This is a genomic window from Streptomyces sp. NPDC057617, from assembly GCF_042800555.1.
Taxonomy (GTDB): Bacteria; Actinomycetota; Actinomycetes; order Streptomycetales; family Streptomycetaceae; genus Streptomyces.
The window spans coordinates 506,707-526,989 of sequence record NZ_JBHVGV010000001.1; the positions used below are offsets into that span (position 1 = coordinate 506,707).

The window sequence follows — 20,283 nt, forward strand, 5'->3', positions numbered from 1 at the left end:
GTGGCAGGACTGACGTCCTCCGAAAAATTCCTGCCGTACGATAAGGCTCATGAGTGTGGGAACGGTTGCCATCGCAGTGATCGACAACACCAACATCCCGGTCGGGGACGTCTACGAACTCGGCATCGCCTGCTCGGTGTTCGGCACCCCTCAGCCGGATCTGGCCGACTCCTGGTACGACGTACGTCTCTGCGCGACACAGCCGGAGGCCCCCGGGCGCGGCTTCGGCTTCGCGCTCACCACGCCGTACAGCCTGGCGGACCTCGCCGACGCGGACACGGTGATAGTCCCCTCCGTACCGGACGCAGTTGTGGACGAGAACAGTCCGCTGCCCGAGGAGCTGATCGACGCGCTGCGCACGGCGGCGAAGCGCGGGGCGAGGATGGTCTCGCTGTGCAACGGAGCGTTCGCGCTCGCCGAGGCCGGGCTGCTGAACGGCCGCCGGGCCACCGCCCATTGGATGCACACCGCCACCCTCAAGAAGCGCTACCCCGAGGTCGTGGTGGACGACTCGGTGCTGTACGTCGACGGCGGCGATGTGCTGACCAGTGCGGGGCTGAGCGCCGGCCTCGACCTGTGCCTGCATCTCGTACGGCAGGATCTGGGCGCCCATGTCGCCAACCAGCTCGCACGGCGCATGGTGGTGCCCGCCCACCGCCCGGGCGGCCAGAGCCAGTTCATCGATCTCACGGTGCCCGTGTCGGACGACGACAGCCTCAGCCCGGTACTGCAGTGGGCGACGGAGAACCTCGATCAGCCGCTGACCGTCGACGACTTGGCGAAGCGCGCGGGAATGAGTCCCCGTACGTTCTTCCGGCGCCTCCAGTCGGTGACGGGCACCACCCCGCTGCAATGGCTGCTCAATCAGCGGCTGTCACGGGCGCAGAGCCTGCTGGAATCCACCGATCTGCCGATCGAGAAGATCAGCGAGTTCAGCGGGCTGGGTACGTCGACGAATCTGCGGCGGCACTTCAACATCCACATCGGGGTGTCGCCGAGTGACTACCGGCGGGCGTTTCCCTGCCGTACGACCGTGAAGTCCGGACAGCCGTAAGGCCCCGGGCGCCAAGGCCCCTGGCGGGAACCGCCGTTACGGATCGATCCCGGTCCAGGGGCCTCACAGGGCGACCGCTCAGAGGAAATAGGTCTCCGGGTCGAGACCGAGCAGTACCCGGCCCTGGAGTTCCAGGTTCACATTCACCTGGGCGAGAGCGTGCAGCGAGAAGCCCTGGATGTCCCGGTGGAACCGCTGGAAGGGCACACCGCGCTGAATGACACTGCCGCCACTGGCGGTGTAGAGCAGCTCCACCGCCTCCTTGGCGAGCTGCGCTGCGAAGGCGGTCTGACCGCGCACGATCGCCTTCTCCGCGAGTGTCGGCTGTTCACCCGCGTCGGCGCGGTCCTGGAGCAGCTTCAGCCAGACCTCGGCGAGCGCCTCGGCCGCGGTGATCTTGTTGGCGGCGGTGGCGACCTGAAGCTGTGTCAGCGGGTGCAGGCTCTGGTCCTCCCAGGGTGTGTATGTGATGCTGCGGCCGGGCAGCCGCTCCAGGAAGAGTTCGTACGCGCCCCGGGCGATACCGGTGAACACCGCGGCGCACTCGGCCATCACAAAGCTGAGCAGCCCGTAGTTCCGGCCGGTGGCACCGGTGTTGGACCGGTCTTCCGTGGCGCTGAACATCACTTCTTCGAAGCCCACCACATGGTGGTCGGGTATGAACACGTCCTTGGCGGTTGTGGTCGCGCTGCCCGTGGCGCTGCCCGCCGAGACATGCCAGTCATCGGTGACCGTCATCTCGGACATGGGCAGAAGGGCCATGGCCTCTTCCTCGGCGCCGTCGGGGCGCTCGACCATCACGGCGGTGAAATTCCAGTCGGCGCCCCGGCAGCCGGAGTTGTAGCGCCATGTGCCGCTGAGACGGTATCCGCCCTCGACGGGCACCAGCGTCCCGGTCGGGGCGAAGGCGCTGGAGATACGGACCGAGCCGTCGGCGAACACCTCTTCCTGGGTCCGGTCGGGATAGAGGGTCGCCGTCCAGGTGCTGGTCACCCATACCATCGTGACCCAGGCGGTGGAGGGGCAGCCGCGGCCGATCTCCGAGATCACCTTCGCCTGTTCGGCGAGGCTGAGATCAAGGCCGCCGAACCGCTTCGGCACGGCCATGCGGAACACACCGGCCTTCTCCAGGAGTTCGATGTTCTCGTCCAGGATCCACCGCCGCTCCTCGGACTCCTGGCCGTTCTCGCGGAGCGCCGGGACGATCTCCCGTACCGCTTCGAGGACGGACTCTGCTTCTGTGTTCAAAGCTGTGCTCGGGGCCACTTCTGGATCCTCTCCTCTGCATTTCCGACATGATTCGCTGAGCAATGAGTGAGCCGTATTGCGCCCGGCCGATGTCTCACATCGCCAATATCTGGCCGGCGCCCCGCAAACCGGATTCGATCGCGCCGTCGATATAGCCGCTCCATCCGTCGGCGATATCGCCGCTCGCGAAGGCGACACGCCCGTGGGGCCGCTGGACGGCCGGATAGAGCGAGGTGAGCTGGCCGGGCTTGCGGAAGGTCCAGCCGCCGCGCGCGTACGGGTCGTTGCCCCAGTCCTGGGCCCGTACGTCGATGACCTCGATGTCCGCGCCCAGCAGCCGTACCGCCCGGCGCACCGCCCCGTGGTCGGAGGGGTCGAAGGCCGGATCGACGCTGAAACCGATGAACAACTGGCTGCCGTCGGCGAGCCTCTTGTCGGGAATCAGCAGCGAGAGCGGGAATCCCTCCGCGGCCTGGGCGTAGAAACGGCCCGCCGGACTGCGGGCGTGGATCCACAGCTTGGTGGCACGGGTGACGGCGAGGCCCTGCCGGGACGCGGTGGCCTGGGCCTCGGGCAGGCCCGGGGTGAAGGCGATGGTCCGCCACATGTTCGCCGGTATCGCCATCACCACGGCGTCCGCCCGGAAGACCCGCCCGGCGCGTGTGGTGACGGTGACCCGTGCTCCGCGCTGATCGACGCCGGCGACCGGTGAGTTGAGCAGCAGCGCGGGCGCCTGGTCGTCCAGCATCGCGGTCAGCAGCCGGTACGTACCGTTCTCCAGCCGGTAGCGCATGGTGTTGTTCCAGCCCTCGTTGCTCCAGCCGGCGAGGGCCCACTGCTGCGCCAGCATGGTCAGTGCGCCGTCGTCGCTGGAGCCGCCCGAGTAGACCGATGTCTGCCCCACGACAAGGAGTTCGTCGCTCCGGGAGAGCCTCATCCGGTCGAGCCGGTCACGGAGCGAGAGCCGGTCGACCGTGCGCAGCAGATCCGCCCGGTGAAGGGGCTCGTAAGGGCGCTCGAAGTACTGACGGGAGCCGTCGAAGATGGGCTCGTACACCGCGCCCATCCGCCCGAACCCTTCCTCCACCCCGAACTCCCTGGGGCCGTCGGGGGTGGGGAAGAAGGTGCGCTCGGGCGGTATGTCCTCGGTCAGGGGTATGCCGTACCGCCGGATCTCGCGGCCGATGTGCGGCTGGGTGTCCTCCACCCATGTACCGCCGATCTCGACCCGCTGGCCCGCGAAGGTGTCGGTCCAGGTGCGGCCGCCGATACGGTTCCTGGCTTCGAGGATCAGTGTCCTGGCGCCCCGCGCCGTGAGTTCACGGGCCGCCGTGACCCCGGCGAATCCGGCTCCGATGACGATCGCGTCGTAGTGGGCGGCCGCGGGTCCCTGAGCGGCGGAGGCGGTACGGGCCGCTCCCAGGCCGAGCACCGCTGCGGCGGCGGCCGACTTGGCGACCGTACGGCGCGACACACCGCGGGCACCGGCGCCGGTGGCCGGGTCCGCGCCGCCGGCCGGTCCGGGGCCCTCCTGGCCGGCCGCTCTCTTGTTCTCCTGGTCCGTGCTCATGTGCGCTGGCTCCTCCTGAGTCAGGAATTCCGTCCGGCCGGGATTCTGGAATTGATGGGTCTTTTTCTAAACACCCAGAACCTATCCGGACATATCTCACCAGCCACTCACCCTTCACTAACGAGACATCACAAAGAAGCAGGGCCGTGCGGAGGGTGTCCGCACGGCCCTGCTTCTTCTGTGAAATTCAGTTCCCGGTCCCGGCCCTCACTCCACCGGCTTGGAATTCCTGATGACTTCGATCAGGCTGGCAAAACTGTGATCGCCATGGCCCGCCGCGATTCCGCGCTCGGTGAGCGCCTTGATGACACGCGGGATCGCGCTGTCGATTCCGCGTTCCTCACTGGCGTGAATGACATGGTCCATCGTCATGGCCTGGGTGAGCAGCGTCGCGTCGGCGGGATATGTCCGGCTGTCGATCTGGCCCGCGTAGGCCGTGAGGTAACCGCTGATGGTCGCGAGCCACATGTTGCCGACCCGGGTGAAGGTCTCGGCGTCGACACCCTCCGTACCGACCAGCGCCGCCGCGTGGACGTAGCCGCTCATGGTCGACCACATCAGACCGAGCAGCGACACGTCGTACAGCGAGGCGAGACCGGCGTCGCTGTTCAGATACGTCGTGCCGTCGCCCAGCACCTCCAGGGTGGCCCGGTGCGCCTCGAAGGCCTCGCGCGGCCCGCTGTACAGCAGGATCGTGCCGGGCTCGCCGACTCCCTCCGGCACGGACATGACCGCTCCGTCGAGATAGCCGATCCCGTGCCGCGCCGCCCACTGCGCCGTCGTACGGGCCTGTTCAGGGGTGCCGGAGGTCAGATTCACCACCGTGCGCCCGGCCAGCGCGTCCGTGAGCGGGGCCAGCAGCTCGTCGACGACCTCGTAGGTCGACACACAGATCAGGACGAGCTGCGCCGCCGCGACCGCCTCGGCCGCGGTGCCGGCCCGTACCGCCCCTTGGGCAGCGAGCGCGTCGGCCTTTTCCGGGGACCGGTTCCAGACCGTTGTGGGGTGTCCCTGTTTGAGGAGGACCTGGGCGAGTGCCTGCCCCATCAGTCCCAGGCCGATCACCGCCACCGCGGGCCGGGTTGTGGCCGCTCGGCCCTCATCGAGAGGCGCCTGGGCCGTTCCGTGGTCGTTATCCATGGGTTGATGCTCTCCGCCGTTCACAGGCGCGGAAAGGGGAATCCCCGACAAGATTCATAAAATTCCCGCCACCATTGGACGGCCGAAAGTCATACAATCGGCTTGCGTTTTTCGGTGCGGCGGGGAAATTCTCCATCTTTTCTCGCTAATAACCCGCTCTCCGGTTACTGGATTTGGTGATTACTGGCTGATTAGCGCCCCTGATGCCGGCCGGCGGGCCTGGTAGGGGCACGGGCCCGGCGGGTTCGTACGAGGGCCGCCTGCCACAATCGGGACAGTGCCGGTGTGCGGTGGAGCATGCCGCGGACCACGGAGGAACCCTGTGCCGCTGCCCTCGGAACCGTTGCGGAAGCTGGGCTTCCTGACCATCGGGCTGTTCGACGAGGCCGATCCGCGCCGGGGCCATGAGTCGACGCTGGAGATCATCGAGCTGGGTGAGCAGCTGGGCTTCGACAGCGCGTGGATGCGGCACCGCCATCTCCAGTACGGCATCGCCTCGCCGGTCGCGGTGCTGGCCGCGGCCTCGCAACGTACCAGCCGTATCGAACTGGGCACCGCGGTCATCCCCCTGGGCTGGGAGAATCCGCTGCGGCTCGCCGAGGACCTGGCCACCGTCGACGTCCTGTCCGGGGGCCGCCTCAACCCGGGGGTCAGCGTCGGTCCGCCGATGCACTACGACCGGGTCAGCCACGCGCTCTACCCGGACACCGCCGAGGCCGAGGACTTCGGTTACGACCGGGTGCGGCGGCTCCTGGATTTCGTACGCGGCGAACCTGCCACCGATTTCAGCGGCACCGAGGGCTTCGAGGTGTTCTCCGACCGTGTCCAGCCGCACTCCCCGGGGCTGGGCGGCCGGATGTGGTACGGCGGCGCGAGCCTGCGGTCGGCGCGGTGGGCGGGTGAGCACGGGATGAACTTCCTGACCAGCAGCGTCGTCAGGGCCGAGGAGTCCGAGGACTTCGCCGAGATCCAGCTCTCGCACATACGCGCCTTCCGCGCCCACCACCCCGACGGCGAGCGCGCCCGGGTGTCCCAGGGACTCGTCGTCATCCCCACCGACTCGGCCACGCCGGAGCAGCGCGCGAAGTACGAGCAGTACGCGCGGAAGCGGACGCCTCGTACCGCTGCCCCGCAGGGACCGGCGCGCATGATGTTCGCGCCCGATCTCGTCGGCACCTCCGAGGAAATCGCCGAACGGCTCTACTCCCACGCCGCGTTCCGGGAGATCGACGAAGTCGCGTTCGCGCTGCCGTTCACATTCGAGCATGACGACTATGTCCAGATCCTCACCGACATGGCGACCGGGCTCGGCCCGGCGCTCGGATGGCGAGCGTCGGTCTGACCGGGTTGCCGCCGGGTCCGCGGGAGTTCCCCTCGTAACCCGAGCAGCGGACGGATCGCTGCCGCCCGGGTCCTGGATCGATTCACCTGCTGTGCCCGGCGGTTGTGGACACAGGGATGTCGGCCATACTGCTCCCCGTGGAGCAACACACTGACCCCATCATTCTGCCGACGCACCCGGCCGGGACCGACCCGGCCTTCATCCCCGGGCTCGTGCCCCCGCGCCCCGCGGGGGCGGACGAGGAGGACGGGGCGGCCCCGGAGCAGGTGGCTGACACGCCACCGGACGCTCCGGAGGCTGCCGCTGCCGACTCCGAGGCCGAGGCTGCCGCAGCTCCGGCCGCCCCCGACAAAGTGGCCGACGACGACGAAGCCGAGGCGCCCGCCGAGAAGGGCGACGACGGCCCCGTCTTCGAGGTCTCCGACCGGCGCGGCACCATCGTCGCCGACCACGCCGGGATCACCTTCCGGCTGGACGGCGAGGAGGCCCAGTTCGACTGGGAGGAGGTCAAGGCGGTCGAGACCGACGTCCCGCGCTTCGGGCGGCGTTTCGGCATCACGGTCTACACGTCCCCGCAGCGCTGGTTCCAGCACGATGTCGAAGGCTCGTCCAGGGAGCAGCTCAAGCAGTGGGCCACGGAACTGGACGCCGTGCTGGATGTCAGATTCGACGACGGCGACGAGGCCTGACAGCGGACGATGCGGCTGACGGACAGTGCGGTACGGGGCGCGCGAGGCGCGAGGTCCAGCCGGTCACCGGGCGGCAAGGGAAGCGGTCGAAGCGGTGCCGGTGACGGGAGCGGTGCCGGCGGTGTCAGGAGTCGCATGCGGGGACGCGTTCTTGAGCTGCTGTCCCTGCTGGTCGCCTGCCTGCTGATCTTTCATTCCGCCGTGCCCAATACGGTCGGCCGGCTGGGCAGTCTCCTGGAGACCTTTCTGCCCTGGCTCGGCCTGGCCGTCCCCGTACTGATGGGCCTGGCCTTGCTGCGCCGCCGCTGGGCCTTCGTACTGTCCACGCTGCTGCCCGTGGCGGCTTGGCTCGGCCTCTTCGGCGGTTTGTTTCTTTCGCCGTCCGACGCCGAATACGACATCACCGCGCTTCAGCACAATGTCAGCGATGTGAACCCGGATCCGTCGGGCACCGCGAGAAATCTGCTCAGGACCGACGCCGATCTCATCGCGCTGGAGGAGCTGACGCCTTCCGCTCTGCCGGTATTCACGGCGGAACTGGCACCGGATTATCTCCACCACGCATCCGTGGGAACGGTCGGGCTGTGGTCGAAGTATCCGCTCGTCGACATAGGGCGCGTCGACATCAAGCCGGCGGGCATCGGACCGGGCTGGGACCGTGGGCTGCGGGCGACCGCCAGAACACCTCAGGGCGATGTCGCCGTTTACGTCGCCCATCTGCCCTCCGTCCGTCTCGGCCTTGCCAAGGGATTCAATACGGCGTGGCGCGACGAAAGTGCCGCTCTTCTCGGTGCGGCGATAGCCGCTGAGCGGCTGGACAAAGTGATTCTGCTCGGCGACCTCAACAGTACGGTGGACGATCGCGGCCTGGACCCGGTCAGTTCACGGCTGGACCCACCCGGCTCGGGTTTCGCGCTGAGCTGGCCCGCGGCTTTCCCATTGGCGCGGATCGATCAGATCATGACCCGGGCGGCGCCGGTCACCCGTATCTGGTCACTGCCCTCGACGGGCAGCGACCACTTGCCCATCGCCGCCCGCATCAGGCTGTGAACAGGCTCGTGTGAGCAGGTTCGAAGGAATCCCCGTTGGGCGTTCCGGGCCCCGGCGAGAAGTGTGTTTCCCGCCGGGGCCCGTCACTGCTGCTTTTGCTGCTGCTGTTGCTGTGCCTTACGGCCACACCCTCAGCCGCACACCGAAGTGTCAGTGTGCGCCGGCCGCGGCGCCCGCGCGTGCCGCGGAGGGCTCGGCGACCTTGGAGCGGACGGTCGACTCACCGTTCTTGATCACACGGGTCGCCGCACGGGCGCCGCAGTTCGAACCGTACGTCCAGACCTCCTGGTTGGAGATGGCGCCCGCCCAGTCCACGCACAGCCCCCGCCCGTAGGCGTACACCGGCCCCGCGTACGAGGTGTAGTAGTCCCCGTCGCCGGCACCCTCACCGGTCGCGGGCACCCCGATGTAAGCGAACATGTACACGGGCGATCCGCTGGTCTTACGGATCGTCACCACACAGTTCTTGCCGTTGGCGGCGTTGTACGTCAGGTACACCGTGCCCTGCCGGCCGATGTCGGCCCAGTTCACCACCCCGTACCCGGACCCGCACACACCGTTGTACGCGGCCTGAGCCGACACCGCGGCCGGCGCGGCGGCGGCGGGCTGCGCGACAGCCGTGACCGAACCCCCCACAGCGAGCGCGGCCAGAGCGGCCACTGCACCCGCACGACGTGATTTCCGCATGTCATTCCCCCTGTACTTTGGTGGATGCTGCTGCATCTCACCCGGTATGACCCGTGGATCAGGCACACCGTTGTACGGAACCACGACCTCAACTTACGGAGTGGGTCGGCCCGTTCGGTCCACCGGCCGTGTGCCGGCCGATGTCAGCCGCCGGCACACGAACCGGCGAGTTCCGTGTCCTCCAAGTCGGAACAGCCGATGAATCCATGCCCTCGGAGCTGTGCGGTCATGGGGTCGCTGGTCAGGAACTCCAGGTAGTTGGCGGCCAGTTCGGCCGGTGCTCCCGCGGTGTACAGATACTCGGTCGCGACGAACAGATAAGTCCCGTTCAGCGCGTCTTCCCGGATCGGCTCGTGTCCGTCGATCGGTATGGTTCCGATGTTGGGGAAGAAGGGCAGCGCGTCGGCCTCCGCGTAACCGATCGCGTTGTCCGTCTTGTTGACGTATTCGAGCAGGTCCATCGTGGTCTCCGCGGCGCACGGGGATTTCGCGCCCGCTGTACCGCAGTCCGGCAGAACCCCTGTGGCCGGAGCCGGGGAATCACCGCCCAGAAAGGCTTTCTCGAAAGCCGCGCGGGTTCCGGAATCACCGGAGCGGACGACCGGCAGAGCGGTGACGTCCTGACCGCTGAAGATCTTCCGCAGCTCCGCCGTGGTCAGCCCCTCGTTGAACAGCCCGGGATAACTCGCCTGCAGCTTCTGATTGGCCACCACGGCGAACACGATCACACCGGCCGGGCGCCGGTTCAGGCCCTCTTCGTCACTCTGATTCGACGGCCGTCCGTCGGACATGGCGATCGTCGAGGTGTCCTTGCTCTCACGCAGACCGTCGAGGCCCTGCCCGCTGCCGTTGGCCACGACCGTGATGGTCGCGTTCGGGCAGCTCTGCTCATAGGCGTTCTTGACCTGGGTGGCGACCGGTGCGAACGCGGTGGACCCCTCGATCCTGAGGCTCCCGTGCGCACATACGGCCTCCGGGTTGAGCGCGCGGTTGGCCAGCCAGACCCCGCCCGAGACACCGATCAGCAGCGCCATGGCGGAGCCGATCACGGCGACCTGGTACAGAAGAGAGTGCTTCACCTTCTGGACCAGCCTGCCGCCGCGTATTATCCCGCCCGACCTGACACCACTGCCCGATCCCACCAGGAGGATCAGGAGCTTGAATCCCACCCGCCGGTTGAGCGGCAGCGCGGGCAGTGTGATCCGTGAACGGTCTTCCGGCGGCAGTGTGTCGGCGCTGCGCTGGATGAGGTTGTGCAGGTCGTCGGATTCCCGCACCTTGAAGTGCACCACTTCCCGCTCGGGAAAGGTGAAGTACAGCGGTACGGCGACATGGCTCTCGTCGATGTCCTGACCGCCGGAGTTCAGTACGTCGAGCACAACGAGGCTGCCGTCCTCGATCTCCCGCCCCTGTGAGTGGATCTCCCACATGTCGAGGTTGTTCGGCGGCGCGGGCCCCCGGTTGATCGGCTCGTCGAACAGCACACTCCAACTGAGCTGCCGACGCCGCCGCAGCATACTGACCGCGAGGCCGATCGCCCCCGTGATCAACGCGCAGATCAGCGTGGTCAGCGCCTCTCTGCTGTCGATGACCGCGTTGAGGTCACTCACTATCCCGGACGCTTGCGTCATGGAACTCATGGAACTCACGGCTCCCCCAGCCTGGATCCAACTCCCGTGTGAGGGTGCATTCTTGAGACGCCAGAAGATCGGTGTACGAAGAGAACCTGAACAGCGCGCCAACGCGAGGACATCAACCCCCGACGGCCCGCCTACAACGCGAACACGGTGCCGCTCCGGCGATGGAGCCGATGTGGAGCCGATACACCGCCGACACCGCTTCGACGTGGTACCGACGTCCGGCGAACTTCCCGTCGCGGTGAAGCCGAGCCCGTCCCGACGTGGTTCCTAGCCGGGGCGGACACATTCGCCTCCCAGGATGGCAGCACTCCGCGACCGGACAGGGCCTGGCAGCAGTCACGGAGGCCGTACCTGCGCGACGTGCTCGTATCCATGGGAGAGAGGTTCGCTGAGGATGCCGGACGAAAAGAAACTCCTCGAATACCTGAAGTGGGTCACCGCTGATCTGCACCAGACCCGGCAACGTCTTCAGGAGGTCGAATCCGGCAAGCAGGAGCCGGTGGCGATCGTCGCGATGGCGTGCCGGTACCCCGGCGGAGTGCGCTCGCCCGAGGATCTGTGGGAGCTGGTCTCCTCCGGCGGCGACGCGATCTCCGGGTTTCCGACCGACCGCGGCTGGGACCTCGGCGTACTCGCGGGCGACGGTCCCGGGCGCAGCGCGACGCAGCAGGGCGGATTCCTGTACGACGCGGCCGAGTTCGACCCGGGCGTCTTCGGGATCTCGCCGCGCGAGGCCCTCGCCATGGATCCGCAGCAGCGACTGCTGCTGGAGACGGCCTGGGAGGCCATCGAACGGACCGGGACGGACCCCACCGAGCTGCGGGGCAGCAGGACGGGTGTCTTCGTCGGCACCAACTCCCAGGACTACGCCCATCTCGTGCTGGCCTCGGACGACGACATGGGCGGGTACGCGGGCAACGGCCTGGCCGCGAGTGTGATGTCGGGCAGGCTCTCCTTCGCGCTCGGTCTGGAGGGCCCGGCGGTCACCCTCGACACCGCGTGCTCGTCGTCGCTGGTGACCCTCCATCTGGCCGCGCAGGCGGTACGGGCGGGCGAGTGCTCGCTGGCACTGGCCGGCGGTGTGACGGTGATGACGACCTCGTCGAGCTTCGCCGGGTTCAGCCTCCAGGGCGGCCTCGCCCCCGACGGCCGGTGCAAGGCGTTCTCCGACGACGCCGACGGCACCGGCTGGTCGGAAGGCGTCGGCATGCTCGTCGTGGAGCGTCTCTCGGACGCCCAGCGCAACGGACACCCGGTGCTGGCCGTGCTGCGGGGCAGTGCGGTCAACCAGGACGGCGCGTCCAACGGCCTGTCCGCGCCGAACGGCCCTTCGCAGCAGCGCGTCATCCGGCAGGCGCTGGCCGGCGCCGGGCTCTCCCCCTCCGACGTGGACGCGGTGGAGACCCACGGCACCGGTACGGGCCTGGGTGACCCGATCGAGGCGCAGGCGCTGCTGGCCACGTACGGACAGGAGCGTGAACGGCCGCTGCTGATCGGCGCGGTCAAGTCCAACATCGGCCACACCCAGGCGGCGGCCGGCGCCGCGGGGGTCATCAAGACGGTGATGGCGCTCCAGCACGGTGTGCTGCCCAAGGTGCTGCATCTGGACACGCCGTCCACCCGGGTGGACTGGACGGCCGGCTCGGTCGAGCCGATCAAGGAGCGCACGGCGTGGCCGGAGACCGGGCGCCCGCGGCGCGCGGGCGTCTCGTCGTTCGGCATCAGCGGCACCAACGCGCATGTGATCCTGGAGCAGTCGCCCGCTCCGGAGGAGACGCGGACCGCCACGGACAGGGCGGGAGAGCAGACCGCTGCGCAGGAGACCCCGGTCGTCGGTACCGGTGCGCTGCCGTGGGTGGTCTCCGGCAGGAGCGAGGCCGCGGTACGCGCCCAGGCGGCGAAGCTGCGGGACTTCGTGTCCGCGCGGCCCGAGCTGAGCCCCGCGGACGTGGGCCTTTCGCTGGCCACGACCCGTACCGGATTCGAGCACCGCGCCGTACTCGTCGCCTCGGACCGCAAGGAGTTCCTGGCGGGTCTGGACGCGCTCGCGGCCGGTGAGGTCTCCTCCGGTGTGATCCGGGGCAGGACCCCGGCCGGCGGCAGCGGCAGGACCGTGCTGGTCTTCCCCGGGCAGGGCGCCCAGTGGGCCGGTATGGCCGTCGACCTGCTGGACACCAGCGAGGTGTTCGCCGCGCGCGTACGTGCCTGCGGGCGGGCCCTCGCGCCGTACACCGACTGGGACCTGGAGTCGGTCCTGCGCCGGACCGAGGGCGCTCCCGGCCTGGAGCGGGTGGACGTGGTCCAGCCCGCGCTGTGGGCCGTCATGGTCGGTCTGGCCGAGGTGTGGCGTGCGGTGGGTGTGGTGCCCGACGCGGTGGTCGGCCACTCCCAGGGCGAGATCGCCGCCGCCTGTGTGGCCGGTGCCCTCAGCCTGGAGGACGGCGCCAGGATCGTGGCGCTGCGCAGCCGCGCGATCCGGGGCCTGTCCGGTCACGGCGGGATGGCGTCCGTCGCCCTGTCCGCGGAGGAGGTCACCCGTACGATCGCCCCTTGGGGGGACCGTATCCAGATCGCCGTTGTCAACGGCCCGTCCGCCACTGTCGTCGCCGGTGAGCCGGAGGCGCTGGAGGAGTTGGTCGCCGCGTGCGAGGCCGACGGGGTCCGCGCACGGGTGATCCCGGTGGACTACGCCTCCCATTCCTCTCATGTGGACGCGATCCGCCACGAGTTGCTCGAAGCCCTGGCGGACATCACGCCGAAGGCCTCGGAGACCGCGTACTACTCCTGCGTCACCGGCGGGCAGTTCGACACCAGCGGGCTCGACGCCGAGCACTGGTTCCGCAATCTGCGCGAGACCGTACTGTTCGAGGACGCCACGCGGGCGCTACTGGCCGACGGATACGGGCAGTTCATCGAGGTCGGGCCGCACCCCGTGCTGCTCCCCAGCATCCAGGACACCATCGACTCCACCGACCGCCGGGCACTCGCGATCGGTTCGCTGCGCAGGGACGACGGGGGCTGGGACCGCTTCCTCTCGTTCGCCGCGGAGGCGTACGTCAGGGGAACCGCCCTCGACTGGGGGCGTCTGTTCCCGGGCGCGCGGCGGGTGGACGTACCGACGTACGCCTTCCAGCGCGAGCGGTTCTGGCCGTCCATATCGGCGCGCGTGGACGCCTCCGGTCTGGGCCTGGTCCCGGCGGAACATCCGCTGCTGGGCGCGGCGGTGATGGTGGCGGGGTCCGACGAGGTGCTGCTGACCGGCCGGCTGTCGGTACGGTCGCATCCCTGGCTGGCCGACCATGTGGTGAACGGGATGGTCCTCTTCCCCGGCACCGGCTTCGTGGAGCTGGCCGTACGCGCCGCGGCCCAGGCCGGCTGCGACCGCGTCGAGGAACTGGTGCTCACCACCCCGCTGATCCTCCCCCACGACGACGCGGCCGAGATCCAGATCTCCATCGGCGGCGCGGACGACAACGGCCACCGCGAGCTGCGCTGCCACAGCCGCCCCTCCGGCGTCCAGGACGCCACCTGGACGCTGCACGCCTCCGGGCGGATCGGCCGCGAGGAGTACGTGGTCGATTTCGACGCGTCCGTCTGGCCGCCCGAGGGCGCGACAGCCGTCGACGCCGCGACGGTGGAGGAGCTGTACGACCGTTTCTTCCGCAAGGGACTGCGGTACGGTCCGGCGTTCCGCGGACTGTCCGCGGCCTGGCGCCGGGGCGAGGAGATCTACGCCGAGGTCACGCTCCCCCAGCACGCGGGTGACGCGGACGGGTACGGGGTGCACCCGGCTCTGTTCGACTCCGTCCTGCACAGCACGGTGTTCGCCGGGCCCGAGGACACCTCTCGGGGCCTGCTCCCGTTCGCCTGGAGCGGGGTCTCCGTGCATGCCACGGGCGCGTCGGCCCTGCGGGTACGGCTGACCCCCAATGGCCAGGATTCATTCGAACTGGCGGCTGTCGACGTACAGGGCGAGCCGGTGTTCTCCGTCGAGTCGCTGGCTCTGCGGACGGCTGTGCCGGAGGCGGCCGACGCCCCGCGCCGTACGGAGAACGCCTCGCTCTTCGGCGTCGACTGGGTCTCCGTACCCACGGTGCGGCCCGTGTCCGGCACCCGCTGGGCGGTCGTCGGCGCCGATGAACTGGATCTGGGTTACGCGATGCACCGCGCGGACGAGACGGTCGTCGCGTACGCGGAGTCGCCGGCCGGGACGGTCGGGGACAGCGGTGTCGCTCCGGATGTCGTCCTGGTACCGGTGGTGGGTGACCAGGAGCTGGAGCAGCCGGAGGCGGTGCGTGCTCTCACCGGCTGGGTGCTGGGCCTGCTCCAGGAGTGGCTGGACGAGCCGCGGCTGTCGGGAGCACGGATGGTCTTCGTCACGCGTGGTGCGGTCGCCGCGGAGGGCGAGGAGGTCCGGGATCTGGCCGCGGCCGCGGTCTGGGGACTCGTACGGACGGCGCAGACGGAGAATCCGGGCAGCTTCCTGCTCGTGGACATGGACGACACGTTCCTGTCGGCCGGAGTGCTGCCGGGCGTGCTCGCCCTGGACGAGCAGCAGATGCTGGTGCGCAACCACACCGTCCGCGCCGGGCGCCTCACCCGCCTGCCCGAGAGCGGGACGGCCTCCCCGGACGCGGGCGCCGCGCCCGTCTGGGACCCCGAGGGCACCGTACTGATCACCGGCGGTACGGGCGGCCTCGGCGGCGAACTGGCCCGCCACCTGGTCACCGAACACGGTGTACGGCATCTGCTCCTGGCGGGCCGCCGGGGCCCGGACACACCGGGCGCGACGGAACTGCGCGACGAACTGACGGACCGGGGCGCCGAGGTGACCGTCGTCGCCTGTGACGTCGCGGACCGTACGGCGCTGGACGCGCTGCTGGCGGCCGTACCCGCCGCGCATCCGCTGACCGGCGTGGTGCACACGGCCGGTGTGCTCGACGACGCCCTGCTCGGTTCGCTGACAGCCGAGCAGTTGGACCGGGTGCTCAAACCGAAGGCCGACGCCGCGTGGTATCTCCACGAGGCGACCCGTGCACTGGATCTGGCCGCGTTCGTCCTCTACTCGTCGGTCTCCGGTGTCGTGGGCAGCCCGGGCCAGGCCAACTACGCGGCCGGTAACGCCTTCCTGGACGCCCTGGCCGCGCACCGCCGGGCGCTCGGACTGCCAGCGACCTCCCTCGCCTGGGGACCCTGGGCCCAGGGCAGCGGGATGACCAGCAAACTGGCCAGGTCCGACATGGACCGGATGTCCCGGACCGGGATGCCGCCGATCTCCACGGCCGCCGGTCTCGCCCTCTTCGACTCGGCCGTGGCACGCGCCGAGGCGCTCGTCATCCCGGTCCGCCTCGATGTCGCGGGCCTCCAGGCCCAGCAGTCACTGCCCGCGCTGTGGCGGGATCTCGTGCCCCGGGCGCGCCGCTCCGCCGCCGCGGCGAACCGGTCACCCGTCACGCTGCTCGACCGGCTGCGCAGGCTCGGACCGGCCGAACAGCTCCAACTGCTGACCGATCTGGTGGTGGGGTACGCGGCTGGTCTGCTGGGCCATCGTGACCCCGGCGCCATCGATCCGGAGCGCCGCTTCCTGGAACTCGGCTTCGACTCCCTGGTCTCCGTCGGGCTCCGGAACCAGCTCGCCGAGGCGCTCGGCATGCGACTGCCCACCTCGGTCGTCTTCGACAACGAGACGCCCCTCAAGCTCGCCGGCTGGCTGCACCAGGAACTCGCCGGGCTCCCGACAGGTCAGCGGGTTCCCCGCTCCGCGAGCGGTGGCGACGGTCCCTCCACGGTCGCGCGGCCTTCGCAGGACGCGAGCGAGACGCTGGAGGGCCTCTTCTACAGCGCGGTACGGAACGGCAAACTCGTCGAGGGCATGCGCCTGCTCAAGGCCGTGGCGAACACCCGCCTGACCTTCGAGACCCCCGCCGATCTGGAGGAGCTGTCCGCGCCCGTCGTCCTGGCGGACGGCCCGCGCAGTCCCAGGCTGATCTTCATCAGCGCACCGGGCGCCACCGGTGGCGTACATCAGTACGCGCGTATCGCCGCCCACTTCCGCGGCAAGCGGCACCTCTCCGCACTCCCGCTGATGGGCTTCGCGCCCGGTGAGCCGCTGCCCGCGACGAGCGAGGCGGCGGTCCGTATCGTCGCGGAGAGCGCGCTGCACGCCAGTGACGGCGAACCGTTCGTCCTGGTGGGGCACTCGTCGGGCGGCTCACTCGCCTACCTCGCGGCGGGTGCCATGGAGGAGACCTGGGGGATCAAGCCCGAGGGCGTCGTCCTGCTGGACAGCGCGAGCATCCACTACAACCTGGGCGAGGGCAACGACCTCGACGCGACCACCCGGTTCTACCTGGCCGACATCGACTCCCCGTCGGTGATGCTGAACAGCGCCCGGATGTCGGCGATGGTGCACTGGTTCATGGCGCTGACGGGGTCCAAGGCACCGCCGCCCACCGCCCGTACGCTCCAGATCCGGTGCACCCAGGATCTGGACGGCTTCATCCTCGACACCTCGTCCGTACCGGCGGACGAAGTGCGCGACATCGAGGCGAACCACCTCTCACTCGCCAAGGAGCACTCCGCGTTGACGGCGGACGCGATCGAGAAGTGGCTCGAAACGCTCCCGGGCGACGGCTCGTAGGCCGGCGCTTCACCGGGCCGGTCCGGGTGCCGGCCAAAGGGCCTCGCTCATTGCGCGAGCGAGGCCCTCCCGCGTGCGTGCGGCCGCGTCACCGCTCACTCCACGTCGAACCTCAGCGGGTTCTTCAGCAGGTCGCGGACGAGGAGATACGAATCCCGGTCAGCGTTCCGGTGAAGTTGGTGCTGTACTCCGGAGGGAGGCACACGGTCGTACCGTTGTCGAACCGGATGTAGGCGACGTCGTCGTGACGGGTGTTGGTGACGGTGATGGGTGAACTGGCCGTGCCGGTCGGCCTGGACGGCAGGGACTGGAAGCCCGAAGTGACGTCCTGGAACTGGCCGATCTTGACGCCGCCCTTGAACAGGCACACGTACGGGTACGCACAGCTCGCCGCGGCACTCGCCGGGGCGGTGGCGGGAGCGGGGGCGACGGGGGCGGCGACCGCCGTTCCCACCGAGGCGGCCAGGAACCCGGTGACCGCGACCGCGGCCCACGCGACTCGCTTGAGGGGCTGTCGTGATGTCCTCATATCTCCTCCTTGATCGGTGTCCGGTCGGTGATGACGTGGCTCAACTACAGGTCGCGGACGAGGAGATGCGAATGCCCGTCAGGACGTAGCCCGTGATGCTGAAGGTGCTGTCCGGAGCGACGCAGGCCTGCGATCCGTTGGCGTAGCGGATGTAGGCGACGTCGTCGTGGCGGGTGTTGATGATGTTGACGTTGCTCGGTCTGGAGGGCAGGGACTGGAAGCCGGAGGTGACGTCCTGGAACCGCCCGATGATGGCCCCGTCGGACAGCCGCTGGATACACACGTACGGGTAGGCGCAGCTCGCGGTGGTGGCGGACGCGGCGGAGGCCGGCCCGGCGCCCAGCGAGACGGCGGTTCCGAGGACCGCGGTGGCAATGGCAGCACGCGCGAGTGTTCGTGCAGTTTTCATGTTCCCCCCTCTTGTCACGCGTCGCCCTCACAGGACGACGCTCGGCACAAGCGCTGCGACAGTAACGACGGAATCCCGAAGTCAGAAGCGTGAATTCAAGTCAAGGAAGCGCAGCGCCGCCGCCGCAGCCGTCGGTGTCACGTCCGTACGCCGCCAACGAGTGGAAGGCACGCGTGCCTCCACGTACTGCCGTCGGGCCGCGGGGTTCGTTGTCCTCGCGCGTTGATCAGAGGCCGCTGAGAAGCGTCAGGCGCTCGGCGCTGGTGGAGCCCTGGTCGGCGTAGTAGACGACGATCAGCTGGCGGGCCTGCGGGCGCACCATCTTCTCGTAGCGCAGGTCGAGTTCGCCGACGAGTGGGTGATTCAGCCGGGTGAGGCCGGTGTCGCGGCGGCGGACCTCGCGGCGGGTCCACAGGGTGCTGAAGCGCTCGCTGGCGACGGTGAGTTCGCCGATGGTCTCCAGCAGCTCCGGGTCGGCCTCGTCGACGTCGATCATGGCGCGCAGTCCGGAGACGGCCTTCGCGGTCATGTCGTCCCACTGCGGGTAGAGGCCGCGCATCTCGGGTTCGAGGAAGGCGGCCCGCAGCGGATTGTGGCCGATGGCGAAGAAGGGGCACAGGAGCGCGGCCGGCCGGTTCGCGGCGACGACCCGTCCGCTGGGCCCCTGGGCGTAGGCGGGGGTCTGCGGCCAGCTGTCCAGCAGTGGCTGCAGATCGCCCTGGTTCGTACGGGCGCGGCTGCGCGGCCTGCGGGTGGGCGGGGCGGGGTGGGCGAGGCGGTGCAGGTAGGCGACGGCGTCCTCGTCGAGCTGGAGGGCACCGGCCAGGGCGGTCAGGATCTGGTCGGAGGGGTTGAGGTTGCGGCCCTGTTCCAGACGCAGGTAGTACTCGGGGCTGATGCCGGCGAGTTGGGCGACCTCTTCGCGCCGCAGTCCGGGGACCCGGCGCCGCTTGCCGGCGGGCAGCCCGACCTGTTCGGGGTTGACCTGCCCGCGCCGGGCCCGCAGGAACTCGCCGAGGGTGTCGGCCGTCTCGCGTGCCATGCTGTCGACACTAACCGTTCAGCAGTCCGAGGCGGACCAGGCTCTCCGCGGTGGCCACGACGGCGTCCTCGTTGGAACGAGGGGACCAGTCCAGCTCCTTGCGGGCCTTCACGTTGGAGGCGCGGCGCACGACGCCCAGCTGCGGCACCGTCTCACGCAGCGCCGGGTTGACCGCGGCCAGCAGGCGCAGCAGCCAGGGCGGGGCGGAGCGGGTGGGGGCCTTGGCGGCGGCCTCACTGAGCCGCGCGCGCAACGCCAGGGCGATGTGAAGGAACGAGACCGGCTCGCCCGCGAGCGCCAGGTACCGCTGTCCGGCTGCCCGAGGCGCGGTCATGGCACGCAGATGAAGGTCGGCCGCGTCCCGGACGTCCACCGTGTTGGTCCAGATCGGCGGCGCGGCCCGCATTCCGCCGGTCAGCATCGCGTGGATGATACGGATGGACGCGGAGTAGTCCGGTCCGAGGACCGGCCCGAAGATCCCCACAGGGTTGACGACCGTCAGCTCCAGGCCGCCGCCCTCGCTCTCGACGAAGTCCCAAGCGGCCCGTTCGGCAACCGCCTTGGACTTGATGTACGCGGACACCCCCGGCCCGTCGGTCTCCGTCCAGTCCTCCTCGCTGAACGTCTGTCCGGTCCGGCCATGGCCATAGCCCACCGCCGCGAACGAAGAGGTAAGCACCGTGCGCCGGACCCCCGCGTCCCGGGCGGCCCGCAAGACCCGCAGGGCCCCGTCACGGGCCGGGACGATCAGCTCGTCCTCGTGCTTCGGCCGCGCTCCGGGAAACGGCGAGGCCACGTGCAGGACGTAGTCGACTCCCGTCACGGCCCGGTCCCAACCGCTGTCAGAGGTCAGATCCGCCTCCGCACAGGAAACGCCGTCCGCATGCGGGGCGCCGGCCACGGCAAGCATCCGCTCGACGTCAGGACGCCGTGCCAGGGAGCGCACCGTGGTTGTGACCGTGTGCCCGGCGGTCAGGAGCTGCGCGATCATGTGGGAACCCAGAAACCCGGTTCCGCCCGTGACGAGTACATGTGCCATACCTTCATCGTCGGTGACCGGATCATCGCGTTCCAGATCTCGCCGATACCAGTACTCCCAGGGACAGACTCAGCGACGCCGCCCCATGCGTGGAAGCGGGGGGGGGGGGGGTGGGGGGTGGACTCTTTTTGTTTGTTCTTGGGTGGGGGCTCTGTGTCTTTCTTTTTTCCCCCCCCCCCCCGCGCCCGTCACACTGTCCCTGGT

The 20,283-nt window shown here is 69.4% G+C and carries 14 protein-coding genes; 5 read left to right on the forward strand and 9 right to left on the reverse strand.

Annotation, left to right across the window (positions count from 1 at the left end):
• Positions 1 to 49: 49 nt before the first annotated feature.
• On the forward strand, positions 50 to 1,054 hold the full coding sequence (locus tag ACFU9P_RS02265; RefSeq protein ID WP_376376719.1) for a GlxA family transcriptional regulator: 1,005 nt from the start codon (positions 50 to 52) through the stop codon (positions 1,052 to 1,054).
• A gap of 78 nt (positions 1,055 to 1,132) precedes the next feature.
• Here the strand turns inward: ACFU9P_RS02265 and ACFU9P_RS02270 are convergent, their stop codons facing one another.
• From ACFU9P_RS02270 to ACFU9P_RS02280, 3 genes are all read right to left on the reverse strand, one after another.
• Entirely contained in the window at positions 1,133 to 2,302 is a 1,170-nt protein-coding gene (locus ACFU9P_RS02270) for an acyl-CoA dehydrogenase family protein (protein WP_384077239.1), read from the reverse strand.
• Between the two features lie 94 nt (positions 2,303 to 2,396).
• Positions 2,397 to 3,872: a flavin monoamine oxidase family protein gene (locus ACFU9P_RS02275; RefSeq protein WP_384077241.1), complete on the reverse strand. Its 1,476-nt coding sequence runs from the start codon at positions 3,870 to 3,872 to the stop codon at positions 2,397 to 2,399.
• Between the two features lie 207 nt (positions 3,873 to 4,079).
• The gene (locus ACFU9P_RS02280; RefSeq protein WP_384077243.1) at positions 4,080 to 5,012 is read right to left on the reverse strand and encodes an NAD(P)-dependent oxidoreductase; all 933 of its coding nucleotides are present in this window, start codon (positions 5,010 to 5,012) and stop codon (positions 4,080 to 4,082) included.
• Positions 5,013 to 5,334: 322 nt separating this feature from the next.
• Between ACFU9P_RS02280 and ACFU9P_RS02285 the strand changes: the two genes are divergently transcribed.
• The 3 genes from ACFU9P_RS02285 to ACFU9P_RS02295 all read left to right on the forward strand — a co-directional run bounded on the left by ACFU9P_RS02285 (position 5,335) and on the right by ACFU9P_RS02295 (position 8,093).
• Entirely contained in the window at positions 5,335 to 6,354 is a 1,020-nt protein-coding gene (locus ACFU9P_RS02285) for an LLM class flavin-dependent oxidoreductase (protein WP_384077245.1), read from the forward strand.
• A 137-nt stretch (positions 6,355 to 6,491) separates the two neighbouring features.
• Positions 6,492 to 7,043, forward strand: a complete 552-nt coding sequence (locus tag ACFU9P_RS02290; RefSeq protein ID WP_384077247.1) for a hypothetical protein — start codon at positions 6,492 to 6,494, stop codon at positions 7,041 to 7,043.
• A 135-nt stretch (positions 7,044 to 7,178) separates the two neighbouring features.
• Positions 7,179 to 8,093: an endonuclease/exonuclease/phosphatase family protein gene (locus ACFU9P_RS02295; protein ID WP_384077249.1), complete on the forward strand. Its 915-nt coding sequence runs from the start codon at positions 7,179 to 7,181 to the stop codon at positions 8,091 to 8,093.
• Positions 8,094 to 8,243: 150 nt separating this feature from the next.
• Here the strand turns inward: ACFU9P_RS02295 and ACFU9P_RS02300 are convergent, their stop codons facing one another.
• Both ACFU9P_RS02300 and ACFU9P_RS02305 read right to left on the reverse strand, forming a co-directional pair.
• Positions 8,244 to 8,780 carry a spore-associated protein A gene (locus ACFU9P_RS02300; protein WP_384077251.1) on the reverse strand — a complete coding sequence of 179 codons (537 nt, stop codon included), beginning with the start codon at positions 8,778 to 8,780 and terminating at the stop codon, positions 8,244 to 8,246.
• A 143-nt stretch (positions 8,781 to 8,923) separates the two neighbouring features.
• Entirely contained in the window at positions 8,924 to 10,411 is a 1,488-nt protein-coding gene (locus ACFU9P_RS02305) for a PstS family phosphate ABC transporter substrate-binding protein (RefSeq protein WP_384077253.1), read from the reverse strand.
• A 403-nt stretch (positions 10,412 to 10,814) separates the two neighbouring features.
• Here ACFU9P_RS02305 and ACFU9P_RS02310 point away from each other — a divergent pair, with 403 nt between their 5' ends.
• A complete protein-coding gene (locus ACFU9P_RS02310; RefSeq protein WP_384077255.1) occupies positions 10,815 to 17,060 on the forward strand; it encodes a type I polyketide synthase in 6,246 nt (2,081 codons plus the stop codon).
• Positions 17,061 to 17,184: 124 nt separating this feature from the next.
• On the opposite strand, the gene ACFU9P_RS02315 is transcribed toward ACFU9P_RS02310, so the two are convergent.
• From ACFU9P_RS02315 to ACFU9P_RS02330, 4 genes are all read right to left on the reverse strand, one after another.
• Positions 17,185 to 17,589 (reverse strand): hypothetical protein, encoded by a 405-nt coding sequence (locus ACFU9P_RS02315; protein WP_384077257.1) that lies wholly within the window; start codon positions 17,587 to 17,589, stop codon positions 17,185 to 17,187.
• Positions 17,590 to 17,629: 40 nt separating this feature from the next.
• Complete coding sequence (locus ACFU9P_RS02320; RefSeq protein WP_384077259.1) at positions 17,630 to 17,998, reverse strand: hypothetical protein; 369 nt, start codon at positions 17,996 to 17,998, stop codon at positions 17,630 to 17,632.
• Between the two features lie 226 nt (positions 17,999 to 18,224).
• Positions 18,225 to 19,040, reverse strand: a complete 816-nt coding sequence (locus ACFU9P_RS02325) for a helix-turn-helix domain-containing protein (RefSeq protein ID WP_384077261.1) — start codon at positions 19,038 to 19,040, stop codon at positions 18,225 to 18,227.
• Positions 19,041 to 19,050: 10 nt separating this feature from the next.
• Positions 19,051 to 20,079 (reverse strand): SDR family oxidoreductase, encoded by a 1,029-nt coding sequence (locus ACFU9P_RS02330; RefSeq protein WP_384077263.1) that lies wholly within the window; start codon positions 20,077 to 20,079, stop codon positions 19,051 to 19,053.
• Between the last annotated feature and the right edge of the window lie 204 nt (positions 20,080 to 20,283).

What these genes read in the sequence shown, in the direction of transcription:
- ACFU9P_RS02330 (WP_384077263.1), bottom strand. Translation starts at nt 20,079, where the DNA reads ATGGCACATGTACTCGTCACGGGCGGAACCGGGTTTCTGGGTTCCCAC.
- ACFU9P_RS02295 (WP_384077249.1), top strand. Translation starts at nt 7,179, where the DNA reads ATGCGGGGACGCGTTCTTGAGCTGCTGTCCCTGCTGGTCGCCTGCCTG.
- ACFU9P_RS02280 (WP_384077243.1), bottom strand. Translation starts at nt 5,012, where the DNA reads ATGGATAACGACCACGGAACGGCCCAGGCGCCTCTCGATGAGGGCCGA.
- ACFU9P_RS02265 (WP_376376719.1), top strand. Translation starts at nt 50, where the DNA reads ATGAGTGTGGGAACGGTTGCCATCGCAGTGATCGACAACACCAACATC.
- ACFU9P_RS02310 (WP_384077255.1), top strand. Translation starts at nt 10,815, where the DNA reads ATGCCGGACGAAAAGAAACTCCTCGAATACCTGAAGTGGGTCACCGCT.
- ACFU9P_RS02320 (WP_384077259.1), bottom strand. Translation starts at nt 17,998, where the DNA reads ATGAAAACTGCACGAACACTCGCGCGTGCTGCCATTGCCACCGCGGTC.
- ACFU9P_RS02305 (WP_384077253.1), bottom strand. Translation starts at nt 10,411, where the DNA reads ATGACGCAAGCGTCCGGGATAGTGAGTGACCTCAACGCGGTCATCGAC.
- ACFU9P_RS02325 (WP_384077261.1), bottom strand. Translation starts at nt 19,040, where the DNA reads ATGGCACGCGAGACGGCCGACACCCTCGGCGAGTTCCTGCGGGCCCGG.
- ACFU9P_RS02315 (WP_384077257.1), bottom strand. Translation starts at nt 17,589, where the DNA reads ATGAGGACATCACGACAGCCCCTCAAGCGAGTCGCGTGGGCCGCGGTC.
- ACFU9P_RS02300 (WP_384077251.1), bottom strand. Translation starts at nt 8,780, where the DNA reads ATGCGGAAATCACGTCGTGCGGGTGCAGTGGCCGCTCTGGCCGCGCTC.
- ACFU9P_RS02275 (WP_384077241.1), bottom strand. Translation starts at nt 3,872, where the DNA reads ATGAGCACGGACCAGGAGAACAAGAGAGCGGCCGGCCAGGAGGGCCCC.